The organism is Stenotrophomonas geniculata ATCC 19374 = JCM 13324 (genome assembly GCF_001431625.1).
Classification (GTDB): Bacteria; Pseudomonadota; Gammaproteobacteria; order Xanthomonadales; family Xanthomonadaceae; genus Stenotrophomonas; species Stenotrophomonas geniculata.
This window is the reverse complement of the sequence record NZ_LLXT01000143.1, coordinates 20621-33337: the sequence shown is the minus strand read 5'-3', so window position 1 is coordinate 33337 and position 12717 is coordinate 20621. Positions and strand designations below refer to the sequence as shown.

The following is a 12717-nucleotide window of genomic DNA, read 5'->3' as shown; positions in this document are numbered from 1 at the left end:
GTGCCCCGCCTTCGACAGTTGACCGGTGGCCAGTAGATCCACGCCATGCGTGGATGAATCTCTGTCAGATATCGAAATTCAATCTGGGGTCAGATCCGTTTTCCTTCGGAAAACGGATCTGACCCCATCGGCATGTCCAACAGATCGCGAGAATCTGTCGAAGGCGGGGTGGGTCCGGTTGCGGGGGTGTCCGCGGCATGGATGCCGCGGCCAAGCCCCCAAGGAAGGGTTTACGGCGTCCCCCGCCAGCGGACCCACCCCGCCTCCCGCAGGAAGCCCGCTGTTGCTTCGGCTGTTGCTTCGGCCGTTGCTTCGGCAGGTGCCGGGCGCAGCCCGGCCGGACCACCTCCGGTGGTTGCAGCAGCAACCGAAAAAATTGGCCATGATCGGCTGACTCCCACGTCGTACGGCCCGCCCGTTCCGCCAGCCATGCCCGAATACCGTTCCCGTACCTCCACCGCCGGCCGCAACATGGCCGGCGCCCGCGCCCTGTGGCGTGCCACCGGCATGAAGGACGGCGACTTCCACAAGCCGATCATCGCCATCGCCAACTCCTTCACCCAGTTCGTGCCCGGCCACGTGCACCTGAAGGACCTCGGCCAGCTGGTCGCGCGCGAGATCGAACAGGTCGGCGGCGTCGCCAAGGAATTCAACACCATCGCCGTGGACGACGGCATCGCGATGGGCCACGACGGCATGCTGTATTCGCTGCCCAGCCGCGAGATCATCGCCGACGCCGTGGAGTACATGGTCAACGCGCATTGCGCCGACGCACTGGTGTGCATCAGCAACTGCGACAAGATCACCCCCGGCATGCTGATGGCCGCGCTGCGCCTGAACATCCCGGTGGTGTTCGTGTCCGGCGGGCCGATGGAAGCGGGCAAGACCAAGCTGTCCGAGCACAAGCTGGACCTGGTCGATGCAATGGTGGTGGCCGCCGATGACAGCGCCTCCGACGAGAAGGTGGCCGCATTCGAGCGCAGCGCCTGCCCTACCTGCGGCTCCTGCTCGGGCATGTTCACCGCCAACTCGATGAACTGCCTGACCGAAGCACTGGGCCTGTCGCTGCCCGGCAACGGCACCACGCTGGCCACCCACGCCGACCGTGAGGCGCTGTTCCGCCGTGCCGGGCGCCTGATCGTCGAACTCTGCCACCGCTGGTATGGCGGCGAAGACCCGAGCGCGCTGCCGCGCGGCATCGCCACCCAGGCCGCGTTCGCCAATGCAATGACCCTGGATATCGCCATGGGCGGTTCCACCAACACCATCCTGCACCTGCTGGCCGCCGCGCAGGAAGCGGAGGTCGACTTCGACCTGACCCACATCGACGCGCTGTCGCGGCGCGTACCGCAGCTGTGCAAGGTGGCGCCGAATACGCCGAAGTACCACATCGAGGACGTGCACCGCGCCGGCGGCGTGTTCGGCATCCTCGGTGAACTGGAGCGCGCCGGCCTGCTCGAAACCACGGTGCCGACCGTACACAGCACCAGCCTGGCCGAAGCGCTGGAACGCTGGGACGTGGTGCGCAGTGACAACGACACCCTGCACACCTTCTTCAAGGCAGGCCCGGCCGGCATTCCCACCCAGGAAGCCTTCAGCCAGGCCACGCGCTGGCCGACGCTGGACATCGACCGCGCTGAAGGCTGCATCCGCTCGCTGCAGCACGCGTACTCACTGGAAGGCGGCCTCGCCGTACTGCGCGGCAACCTGGCCGTGGATGGCTGCGTGGTGAAGACCGCCGGCGTGGACGAGTCGATCCACGTGTTCGAAGGCCCTGCGCGCGTCTATGAAAGCCAGGACGCGGCCGTCGCCGGCATCCTCGCCGACGAAGTGCAACCCGGCGAGGTGGTGGTGATCCGCTACGAAGGCCCGAAGGGTGGCCCGGGCATGCAGGAAATGCTGTACCCGACCAGCTATCTGAAGTCGAAGGGGCTGGGCAAACAGTGCGCGCTGCTCACGGATGGCCGCTTCTCCGGCGGCACCTCGGGCCTGTCGATCGGCCACGTCTCGCCGGAAGCGGCCAGCGGCGGCGCGATCGGCCTGGTGGAAGATGGCGACCGCATCCGCATCGACATTCCGGCCCGCCGCATCGATCTGCTGCTGGATGAGGCCACCCTGGCGCAACGCCGCGCCGACGCCGATGCCCGCGGCTGGAAGCCGCGTGCGGCGCGCCCGCGCAAGGTCACCAGCGCCCTGAAGGCGTACGCCCTGCTCGCCACCAGCGCAGACAAGGGTGCCGTGCGCAACACCGCGCTTCTGGGCGATTGACCGCCATACGGTAGTGCCGGCCGCTGGCCGGCATCTGTACTGCGACGCCCCACATCAATGAGGTTGCCGGCCGGCGGCCGGCGCTCCCCATCCTGATCCGTTATGGTGGTCCAGGAAGTCACCAACACGGAGGTTGAGATGATGTTGCTTTCCTTTGCGCTGGCCGCTGCCATGGGTGCAGCAGCCGAACCGCCAAAAGCACCCGACTGCAGCTACGACCGTGCAGCGATGCTGGCGATGGAACCTGGCCGGTTCGATCAGGACCTGGAAGGTGGCTGGCGCCCGTTGGCCGACCGTGGCTGTACCCGCGAAGCGGCCGACCTGCTGTCCGCCTACGGCGCACTGTCCAAGGCAGAAGGCAATGTCATCATCACGTGGCACGAGGGCCAGCTGCGCGCGGAGCTGGGGCAGACCGCGCAGGCGATTGCGCTGATGGAACGCAGCCACAAGCCAGTAAACGGGAGCGACCCGGGTTACTGGAATGCCTACGTGGACGGCATGGTCGCGTTCCTGCGCCAGGACCGCAGCGCCCTGGAGAAGGCTCGTGCGAGGCTGGTCGCGATACCGACGCCCACCGCGATGGCGGAGAACATCAAGGACGGCCGCTACCACTTCACCACCGAGGGCGGGCAGCAGGTGCAGATGCCGTGGCCGCCGAACCTGGACGTGCTTGATGGACTGCTGCGCTGCTTCGGCAAACCCTACGTGAAGGCCTATGGGCCAGGCTGCCGGAATCCGGAAGGCCGTTGAGGCCCTCCGCCGGGCATGGCCTGCGCTACCAGCACCCGTCAACCAATCACGCGCTTGAACGGCGGCAAGGCGTCGATGATGCGCTTGCCGTAGCGACGGGTCAGCAGCCGCGAATCAAGAATGACCACGCGGCCGGTGTCGGTGGAGGTGCGGATCAGGCGGCCGGCGAACTGGGTCAACGTGCGCAGCGCATGCGGAATGGCGATCAGGTTGAACGCATTGAGCCCGCGCCCCTCGAACCATTCGCTGAGGGTGGCGGTCTGCGGGTCGGTCGGCACCGCGAACGGCACCTGGGTGATCACCACCGTGGTGCAGGCTTCACCTGGCAGGTCGAGGCCTTCGCCGAACGAATTCAGCCCGAACAGCACCGAGCCCTCACCCGCCGCGACACGGCGCAGGTGCTCGTCGATCAGACGGGTCTTGGACATCTCGCCCTGCACCAGCACCTGCTTGCGGCGCGCGGCCGACATCAGGCCAGCCACCTTCTCCATCTTCCAGCGCGAGGTGAACAGCACCATCGAGCCCTTGGCCCAATCCAGCTCGGTGTCGAGGTAGCGTGCCACTTCGCGCGGATGGCCTTCGCGGTCATCCGGCGTGACCGGGAACTTCGGCACGATCAGCTCGGCCTGGTTGGGCAGGTCGAACGGCGACGACAGCGAAACCATCTCGGCCTCTTCGGGAATGCCGTTGTCGATCGCCAGCGATTGGAAATCGCCACCGCCGGTCAGCGTCGCCGAAGTCATCACCACCGAATCCACTTCATCCCACAGCAGCTTGCGCAGCACGTGCGCGGCCGACACCGGCGAGCCGTGCAGCACCAGGTCGCCGTCGCGGGTGGCGGTGACCCAGCGCGCCATCGGCGGCGCGCCGTCCTTGTCCTCGCGGCGCCAGGCCTGCCACAGGTTGTACTGCTGCTCGATCATTTCCAGCGCCATGCCCAGGTTGCGCTGCAGGCGCTCGCGCGCGGCATCGTCCGGCTTGCCCTTGGCGACCTGCGCGGTGGCGGCATGCGCCCAGTTGTAGAGGCTGCGGGTATCGTCAGCCAGCGCCTCGATCGGCTCGCGCCAGGCGTCGGGCAGTCGCCCATTCGCCGCGCGCCACATCGGCTCTTCGTCCGCCGGCGCCGGCATCCACACGCGCTCGATATGATCGCGGAACGCGCGCAACTGCTTGGCCACGTTGCTGGCCACTTCGATCGCTTCGTTCGGCAGCAGGTTGCCGAGGCGGTCCTTGTCGACCGCGCGGTAGGCACCGGCGATCAGGATCTGCAGGCGGCCGGTGCGCTTGGCCATTTCATCCAGCGCCAGGCTGGCCGCGCCCTGGTCGATCGCCACGTTGCCGATGTGATGGCCTTCGTCCAGCACCAGCAGCATGTCCGACGGCGGCGCGATCAACGGCTGGCCGTTGTCGCTGTCGCCGATCGACAGCGCCGACAGCAGCAGCGCGTGGTTGGTAACGACGATCTGCGCATCACGCACGGTGTTGCGCGAACGCAGCACCGCACACTGCGCCGAATAGGCACAGCGGCGCCCGGCGCAGCCCGAGGCCGGCGTGGTGATGCGGCTGCGCAGGCCGGGGCTGATGGTCTCCGGTGCGTTGTCGATGTCGCCATCCCAGCTGCCGCTGGTGAAGGCATCGGTCAGGCGCTTGGCGATGTCCATTTCGATCGGCGCCAGCGGCCGATCAAACAGCGGCGCGTCATCCTCGAACATGCCGCCCTGCGAGCCCTCACCCTGTGCCTCGGCAGCATTGCGCGTGCACAGATAGCGGGTGCGGCCTTTGGCCAGCGCCACGGTCGCTTCCAGGCCGGTGGCCTTGAGGAAATTCGGGATATCGCGCTCCACCAGCTGCGACTGCAGCGCCACGGTGCCGGTACTGATCACCAGCTTCTTCTTGCTGGCCAGCGCAATGGGTACGCCCGCGGTGAGGTAGCCCAGGCTCTTGCCGACGCCGGTGGGCGCCTCGACCACGCCGACGCCGCCACTTTTCGACAGCGCACGCGACACCACGCCGATCATCTGGCTCTGCGAGCGGCGGGTGGAGAAGCCGGGGGTATTGGCCTGCAGCGTCGTGTACGCCTTGCGGATCGCATCCTTCAAGGTGTCATCGAGCGTGCGCGGAGCGGCAACGGTTTCGGTCACGCCGGGAAGTACCGTGGCTGGATCAGGCCGGTCATTGTCGCATGGCCGGCCACGTTCACCGCCGCTGGCACCCTGAACGGGCCAGCGACGACGCCTGGCGGCGGTCACGGTCCGGTGGCCGGACCTCTCAGGGGCCAGATACGCCGGGCATGGCCCGGCGCGACCGGTCAGGCCGCCGGGATCGTACGGCTACGCAGCAGGCGCACCAGTGCCCACACCAGCAGCACCACGCCGATGGCCTCGACCATCGCCAGCGCGAAATGCAGCACGCCGAGGATGGCGCCCATGCCCGAGATGGCGCTGAAGCTTCCACTGCTGACCAGCCACATGGGCAGGATGCCCGCCGCCAGGCCACCCAGGCTGGACAGCAGCAACAGCCCCAGGCCGACCAGGGCGCCGGTGCGGGTGGCATCGCGCGGTGCGCCGATCACCCAGACCAGGCCGATGCACAGCGCGATCAGTACCGGCAGGCGCACGCCGACCATGCTCAGCACGGTCACCATCAACGTTGTGCTGTCCATCGATCAGTCCTCGCCGGCCAGCACGGCCGAGCCCTGGCGCAGCGACTGGTAGACCTCGTCGGTCTGCGGGCGCACGCCATGCCACTGCAGGAAGCTCTCGGCCGCCTGTTCGACCAGCATGCCCAGGCCATCCACGGTATTGCGGCAGTTCGCCGCACGCGCCCAGGCCAGGAAGGCGATGGCGGCCTCGCCGTAGTTCAGGTCGACGGCGGTGGTCATCGAATTGACCAGCGACAGCGGCAGCTTGAACTCGACGTCGCGGTCGCGGCCGGCCGAGGTGGCATTGACGATCAGTTCGAAGTCGCCCAGATCACGCAGGTCTTCCCAGTAGCGGCTGATCGCGCGGCCCGGTTCGCCCATCGCGTCGATCAGTTCATCGGCGCGTTCCGGCGTGCGGTTGACCACCACCAGCTCGGTGATGCCGGCATCGAGGAAGGCCGGGGCGACGCTGCGCGCGGAGCCACCGGCACCGATCAGCAGCATGCGGCGGCCACGCAGGTCCAGGCCATGACGGTCGGTCAGGTCACGCACCAGGCCGATGCCATCGGTGGTGTCGCCATGCCAGCGGTCGCCCTTGCGCAGCAGCGTGTTCACCGAGCCGGCGCGGCGCGCACGTGCGGTCAGGGTGGAGCACACCGAGAACGCAGCCTCCTTGTGCGGCGAGGTGACGTTGGCGCCGACACCGCCTTCGGCGGCGAAGGCTTCCAGGCCGGCCAGGAACGCATCCGGCGCCAGGTCGATCGCGCGGTAATCCACCGCGATGCCTTCCTGGCGACCGAACGTCGCGTGGATCTGCGGCGACTTCGAGTGGGCAACGGGGTGTCCGAAGACGGCGTAACGGTCGGTCATGGAATCCTCAAGCTGGCTAGACTGATGCTCTTTCGTGCACGGACCCGGATGATGCGCATCACCCCGCCCCTGCTGGTGCTTGCCGCCAGTCTACTCTCTGCCCCCGTGGCGATGGCGTTGAACGAGTACGGCATCGAAGGCATGGGCGTGGTCTCCACCCGTGCCGACGAGGGCCGCGCCACGATCAGCGCCGATGGCCAGCGCATCGTGTTCGCACGCCGCGGCGAGGCGGGCTGGGGCCTGTGGCAGGCACGCGTGGTCGAGGGCCGCTGGCAGCAGGCGCAGGCGCTGCCGGTGGGCGTGGCCGGCGAGGCCCGCGATCCCTACTTCAGCCGTGATGGCCGCTGGCTGCTGTTCGCGGCCGGCCGCGAGGGCGCGCTGGCGCTGTACCGGGCCACGGTGGAAGCCGACGGCCAGCTCGGGAAGGCGCAGCCCTTGGCGGGCGATGGTGGGCGCCGGGAAGAGCGCGGGCCGGCCCTGAGCGCGGACGGCAAGCGGCTGTTGTTTGCCCGCGAGCAGGGTCGCGGCGCGGGCTGGGACCTGTTCGTGGCGTCACTGGACGCGCAGGGCGTGCGTGGCCCAGCCAGCGCATTGGCCGCGTTGAACAGCGCCGACGACGAGACCGACGGCGACTGGCTGGGCAACGACGGCGCGGTGGTGTTCAGCCGCGGCGGCGGCGCGACCGCGCAGGTGTGGAGCAGCGGCTGTGCGTGGACCGGCGCGGCGCTGCAGCCATTGGGGCTGTCATTCAACCAGGCCGGCGGCTGGACCGGCGCGCCGGTGATCGACAACGCCAAGCCGGGCGAGATTATGGTTGCCAGCAGTGCGGCGAAGGCGCCACGTGCCGGTGGCGTGGATGTGTACCGGTTGGCGGTGCCGAAGGTGGCGGCGGTTGCGGGGTGCGTGCCTGCCGCCCGGTAGATGCCAACCTTGGTTGGCATGCGGGAAAGTGCCAACCAAGGTTGGCACCCACCCGTCAGCGCGACAACACCTTCGCGCGCTGCTGCTCGTACTCGACTTCGCTCAACTGGCCGTTGTCCTTGCGCTGGTTCAGCGCGGCCAGCTCGGCCTGCACGCTCTCCGGCAGGGCCTGCTCACGGGCCACGTGGCGGGCGGCGGAGAGCTGCTCCGGCGGGCGCTTGCCCGCGCGCCATGCGGCGATGAAGACACCGACGATGATGGCGCCGAACACCAGCGTACCGATGCCCCAGATCAACCATTGCATCCATCCCAGTTCGGGTCCCATCGCGCAGTCCTCCGTCTATCGTGGCGCTATTGTCAGCGCTCGCGCAGCCATCGCGCCACCTGCGGCGCGAAATAGGTCAGCACGCCGTCGGCACCGGCCCGCTTGAAGCCCAGCAGCGACTCCAGCACACAGGCGCGCTCGTCCAGCCAGCCGTTGGCGAAGGCCGCCTTCATCATCGCGTACTCGCCACTGACCTGATAGGCGAAGGTCGGCACGCCGAACGTCTCCTTCACCCGGCGCACCAGGTCCAGGTACGGCATGCCCGGCTTGACCATCACCATGTCGGCGCCCTCTTCCAGATCCAGCGCGATCTCGCGCAGGGCCTCGTCGCCGTTGGCCGGGTCCATCTGGTAGGTCTTCTTGTCGGCCTTGCCGAGGCTGGCCGCGCTGCCCACTGCGTCACGGAACGGACCGTAGAACGCCGAGGCGTACTTGGCCGAGTACGCCATGATGCGCACGTTGATGTGGTTGCCGGCATCCAGCGCACGGCGGATCGCGCCGATGCGGCCGTCCATCATGTCCGACGGCGAGACGATGTCCACACCGGCCTCGGCATGCGACACCGACTGCTTGACCAGCGCTTCAACCGTGATGTCGTTCAGCACATAGCCCTTGTCATCGATGATGCCGTCCTGGCCGTGGGTGGTGTATGGGTCCAGCGCCACGTCGGTCATCACCCCCAGCTCCGGGAAGCGCGACTTCAGCGCGCGGATCGCACGATGCGCCAGACCGTCCTCGGCCCACGCCGCCGACGCATCCAGCGACTTCAGCGACGGGTCGATCACCGGGAACAGGTCGATCACCGGAATGCCCAGCTCCAGCGCTTCTTCGGCCACCTTCAGCAGCTCTTCGATCGACAGCCGCTCCACGCCCGGCATCGACGGCACTGCGGTGCGGCCGGCCAGTTCGTGCACGAACACCGGGTAGATCAGGTCGTCGGTGGTCAGCGTGTTCTCGCGCATCAGGCGGCGCGAGAACTCGTCATGGCGCATGCGGCGCGGGCGGTAAAGCGGGTGGGACATGGCAGGCTCCGAGGAGTGGCTATTGCAACAGGTAGCCCTGCGGCAGCAGGGGTTCGGGCAATGGGCGTTCGCCGAGCGCGTCGAGCTGGTCGATCTCGATCGTGCGCACCAGCGCGTCCAGCGGCAGGTCGTTCGGCTCCAAGCCGAACGGGTCTTCCATTTCTTCGCCCAGCTGGTCCAGGCCGAAGAAGGCATAGGCCAGCACCGCCGACAGCACCGGCGTACCCCAGCCCAGCGAACTGGCCAGGCCGAACGGCAGCAGCACGCAGAACATCCACGCGCAGCGGTGCAGCAGCAGGGTGTAGGCGAACGGCAGCGGGGTGGTGAGGATGCGCTCGCAGCCGGCCTGGATCGACGACATCGCGTGCAGGCGCTCTTCCAGCTGGGTGTAGAGGATCGGGTCGAGGTCACCGGCGCGCAGGGCCTGGGCCAGCTCGGCCGCGATCATCGACAGCAGCGCATCGGGCACGTTCTCACGCTGCCCGAGTTGTTCGCGCTGGCGCTTGTCCAGCCACGGCAGGGCCATCAGCGCCACGATGCGCCCGCGCAGGCGACCGGCCAATGCATGGGCGAAGGCGGTGGTGAGATAGGCGATGCGGCGGCGACGGCCGGTGTCATCGGCCAGCAGCAGGTTCACCTGGCGGGCCAGCGAGCGCGATTCGTAGACCAGCTGGCCCCACAGCTTGCGGCCTTCCCACCAGCGCTCGTAGCAGGCGCTGTTGCGGAAGCTGAGGAAGATCGACAGCACCAGGCCAAGCAGGGTGAACGGCGTGACCGACACGCGTTCGATGCCGGTGGGCGGCGCCAGCTCGACCACCGCGGCCACGGCGATGGACAGGATCAGGATGGCCAGCACCTTGGGCGCGATCGCTTTGACGATCGAACCGCGCAGGATGTACAGCAGTTGCCAGCCGTGGGGACGGGGTCGGATGATCATGGGGCAGCCGCGCCGGGCGCGGATTCACAGGCACGCGGGGGGCTCGCGCAGCCATTCATTGTACGCCCCTGCCCGGCCATCGGCCGTGCGCCTGCGACGCCCTGTCGCACCCGGGCGCGGGCTCAGATCACGCCGCCACCCAGGCCGAGGCGGAGGATGCCCACCACCACCACGATGCCGTTCAGGACCAGGCCTGCCCAGGCCCGGCCACGCTTGCTCGGGTGGGTGAACAGGATGCCCAGCGCTGCGATGACTGCGCCCACCGCAGCGAACGGGATCAGGAACCAGTTGCCCCAGCCGAGCAGTGGAATCAGCGCCAGGATCATCCACAACAGCGCCAGTACGCCCCACAACAGACTGATTACACCCATGCCGCTCTCCCGCAGTTGGTTCCTGCCCCAACCATAGACGTTCCCGCTGCCGCCGCCTACTGCCATTGGCGGGGCTGTCACCCGCACCGTGCTAGCGTGCTGCCGTGCGTGCCCTGGCCCGGGTGTTGGCGCCGATTCAGAGTGGCCCGCCGATGATCGCAACCAGTCCTACAGGGGTCGTGCCATGAACATCCGTTGGGCCGCGTTGGCGGCCATCCTGCTGGTCGCCGCTGGCTGTGCCAGCACCTCCAAGGTGATGCTGGGCCGCGCCCGCGCACCGATCGATCCGGCGCTGGTGCAGATCTACTCGACGCCACCGGCCGGTTCCCAGGAAATCGCCCAGCTGGAATCGGCGTCCGCCGTCGGCTTCGGCACCCAGGGCCAGACCGATGCCGCTGTGGCACGCCTGAAGCGTGAGGCCGCCGCGCTCGGCGCCAATGGCGTGGTGCTGATGGGCGTGGGCAGCAGCGGCTCGCCGGTGGGCATGTCGGTGGGCGCCGGCACGTTCGGTTCGCACGTCGGTGGCGGCGTCGGCATCGGTATTCCGACGACGCAGAAGCGCGCCGCCGGCGTCGCCATCTGGGTGCCGAATCCGGCACCGCCAGCGCGGTTGCCGACACAGGTGATCACCCCGCAGCGGTGACGCGGCAGCGTCACTGCGGGTAGTGCCGGCCAGCGGCCGGCGTCTCTCCCGCTGCGCTCGCCGGGCATGGCCCGGCGCTACCGATTATTTCTGCCGGTACTTCGGCACGAACACCTTGTTCACCGCATCGGCCAGCTGGTCCGGCGGCAGCAGGCCCTGGTCGAGCAGGAAGTTGTTGAACGCCAGGCGATCGAACTTCGCGCCCAGTGCCAGCTCGGTCTGCATGCGCAGCTCCAGGATGCGGGTGTAGCCGTAGAAGTAGCTGCCGGCCTGGCCCGGCATTCGCACCATGTAGCGGTCCAGTTCCTGGGTGGCCATCGCCTTGGACAGGCCGACCTGCTCCATCAGCACGCGCTCGCCGTTGGCGCGGTCGGTCAGGCCGAGGTTGAGCATCGGGTCCAGCATTGCGCGCGCGGCACGAAGCAGGCGGAACTGCAGGGCGATCATCTGACCGTCCAGCGGCTCGTACGGCACCATCTCGGCCTCGGCATACAGCGCCCAGCCTTCCACGTTCACCGAATTGAACGCGAACATGGTGCGTGCCAGTGACACGCCACGTTCGACCATGGCGGTGAACTGCAGCTCGTGACCGGGGCGGCCTTCATGCGCGCTCAGCGTCCATGCCGCCGCACCGAAATTGAAGTCGTCGTACTGCGCGCCCGGGCCCGCTGCCGGGTTGCCCAGCGGCAGCACGAAGGTGCCCTGCTGCCCGGTGTTGTTGACCAGCGGTGCCGGCAGGAAGTGCGGGGCCGGGCTGGCCGCGCTCTCGGCAGCCGAACCCAGGCGCATCTGCATGGCGCGCTGGGGCACGTCGACGATGGCGTGCTCACGGATCAGCGGGTCGATCGCATCGATCACCTTGCGGTAGTGGCCTTCCAGATGATCGTCGGCGATCTTGTCGGCCTTCAGTGCGCGGATCACCGCCACCGGGTCGCTCGGATCGGCCACCTTCAGGCCCTTGTCCTTCACCACCAGGGGCGCCAGCTGCTGCATCGCCGAACGGGTTTCCATGAACTCCAGCTGCGCACGCTGCATCAGCAGCTTCGGATCGATGTCGATACCGACCTGCTTGAGCTGGTAGGCATACAGCGGCGCCGGCAGGCGTGCGTCGGCACGTGCCTTCGGCAGTACGCTCGTGCGCGTCCAGCTGGCGTAGTCCTTCATCTGCCCGGCCAGCGCCTTCATCGCTTCATCGGTGCCGGCAATCTGGTACTTCTTCAGCAGCGACTCGATGCCGGTGATGTAGGTCTCGACGTTGTCCAGCGACTGCTGCACTTCGATCTTCGTCGGCTGCAGCAGGCTGCTGTCCTTCAGGCGTTCCTCGTAGCGCTGGCGGGCCAGCGTGGTGAACGCGGTGCCGCCCGGCTGCAGGCCGGCATAGGCCTTGAGGCGGTCGACCGCCTTGGCGCGGCGCTCGGCCGGCACCTGGTCGGACAGCAGCAGATTGAGGCCGCTGAACACGGTCTGCGGCGCATCGCTCCACGGCAACAGGTATTTCTCGTTGAGCTCGCTGCCTTCGATGTTCTGGCTGGCGGCGTGGATCATGATCTCCAGGTCCTGGCGGACGTTGGGATCCTTCTCGGTGACCAGCTTTGCCTTGAGTTCATCGCGGGCTTTGGCCATCGCGGCGCGATAGCGCTTGCCGTTGTCCGGGCCAAGGTCTGCGACCTTGTCGTCGTAGCCGGGAACGCCGAAGAAGCCGGTTTCCTCCGGCTGGAACGGGCCTTGTGCATCAAGCAGGATCTGCGCCAGTGCATTGCTGCGGGCAACCCAGGCCGGGCTGGCCGGGGTAGCGGCCTTGGCAGCCGGCGCGGCCAGGGCCGGTGGTGCGGACAGCAGAGGTGCGGCAGTCAGGGCCAGGGCAACGGCCAACGCGATCGGCTTCATGATGCACTCCAGGACAGGGTTGCCCGCACCCTACGCGCTCACGGCGATGGCGACAATCGGCTGGAGGTCATGGGCGGACCGG

General features: G+C 68.1%; 12 protein-coding genes. 4 read left to right on the top strand and 8 right to left on the bottom strand.

Annotated features, from left to right (window positions below; all coding sequences use genetic code 11):
* The first annotated feature begins 429 nt into the window (after positions 1-429).
* Both ilvD and ARC63_RS19285 read left to right on the top strand, forming a co-directional pair.
* The gene (gene ilvD, locus ARC63_RS19290) at positions 430-2268 is read left to right on the top strand and encodes a dihydroxy-acid dehydratase (RefSeq protein WP_010482206.1); all 1839 of its coding nucleotides are present in this window, start codon (positions 430-432) and stop codon (positions 2266-2268) included.
* A gap of 138 nt (positions 2269-2406) precedes the next feature.
* Positions 2407-3018 carry a hypothetical protein gene (locus tag ARC63_RS19285; protein ID WP_053443854.1) on the top strand — a complete coding sequence of 204 codons (612 nt, stop codon included), beginning with the start codon at positions 2407-2409 and terminating at the stop codon, positions 3016-3018.
* A 38-nt stretch (positions 3019-3056) separates the two neighbouring features.
* Here ARC63_RS19285 and dinG read toward each other — a convergent pair whose 3' ends face one another.
* From dinG to aroE, 3 genes are all read right to left on the bottom strand, one after another.
* Positions 3057-5159, bottom strand: coding sequence for an ATP-dependent DNA helicase DinG (gene dinG, locus ARC63_RS19280; RefSeq protein ID WP_057504157.1), 2103 nt, complete (start codon positions 5157-5159; stop codon positions 3057-3059).
* Positions 5160-5326: 167 nt separating this feature from the next.
* Positions 5327-5680, bottom strand: coding sequence for a hypothetical protein (locus tag ARC63_RS19275; protein WP_057504156.1), 354 nt, complete (start codon positions 5678-5680; stop codon positions 5327-5329).
* Between the two features lie 3 nt (positions 5681-5683).
* The gene (gene aroE / locus ARC63_RS19270; RefSeq protein ID WP_010482212.1) at positions 5684-6529 is read right to left on the bottom strand and encodes a shikimate dehydrogenase; all 846 of its coding nucleotides are present in this window, start codon (positions 6527-6529) and stop codon (positions 5684-5686) included.
* Positions 6530-6577: 48 nt separating this feature from the next.
* On the opposite strand from aroE, the gene ARC63_RS19265 reads away from it, so the two are divergent.
* The gene (locus tag ARC63_RS19265) at positions 6578-7450 is read left to right on the top strand and encodes a PD40 domain-containing protein (RefSeq protein WP_057504155.1); all 873 of its coding nucleotides are present in this window, start codon (positions 6578-6580) and stop codon (positions 7448-7450) included.
* 55 nt (positions 7451-7505) lie between these two features.
* Here the strand turns inward: ARC63_RS19265 and ARC63_RS19260 are convergent, their stop codons facing one another.
* The 4 genes from ARC63_RS19260 to ARC63_RS19245 all read right to left on the bottom strand — a co-directional run bounded on the left by ARC63_RS19260 (position 7506) and on the right by ARC63_RS19245 (position 10105).
* Complete coding sequence (locus ARC63_RS19260; RefSeq protein WP_010482214.1) at positions 7506-7775, bottom strand: gas vesicle protein GvpG; 270 nt, start codon at positions 7773-7775, stop codon at positions 7506-7508.
* A 32-nt stretch (positions 7776-7807) separates the two neighbouring features.
* The gene (gene hemB, locus ARC63_RS19255; RefSeq protein ID WP_057504154.1) at positions 7808-8797 is read right to left on the bottom strand and encodes a porphobilinogen synthase; all 990 of its coding nucleotides are present in this window, start codon (positions 8795-8797) and stop codon (positions 7808-7810) included.
* Between the two features lie 19 nt (positions 8798-8816).
* Positions 8817-9734, bottom strand: coding sequence for a bestrophin family protein (locus ARC63_RS19250; protein ID WP_010482217.1), 918 nt, complete (start codon positions 9732-9734; stop codon positions 8817-8819).
* A gap of 122 nt (positions 9735-9856) precedes the next feature.
* Positions 9857-10105: a hypothetical protein gene (locus tag ARC63_RS19245; RefSeq protein WP_006475755.1), complete on the bottom strand. Its 249-nt coding sequence runs from the start codon at positions 10103-10105 to the stop codon at positions 9857-9859.
* A gap of 184 nt (positions 10106-10289) precedes the next feature.
* On the opposite strand from ARC63_RS19245, the gene ARC63_RS19240 reads away from it, so the two are divergent.
* Positions 10290-10748 carry a hypothetical protein gene (locus tag ARC63_RS19240; protein ID WP_010482223.1) on the top strand — a complete coding sequence of 153 codons (459 nt, stop codon included), beginning with the start codon at positions 10290-10292 and terminating at the stop codon, positions 10746-10748.
* An 84-nt stretch (positions 10749-10832) separates the two neighbouring features.
* Here the strand turns inward: ARC63_RS19240 and ARC63_RS19235 are convergent, their stop codons facing one another.
* Positions 10833-12635 carry a DUF885 domain-containing protein gene (locus ARC63_RS19235; protein WP_057504153.1) on the bottom strand — a complete coding sequence of 601 codons (1803 nt, stop codon included), beginning with the start codon at positions 12633-12635 and terminating at the stop codon, positions 10833-10835.
* Between the last annotated feature and the right edge of the window lie 82 nt (positions 12636-12717).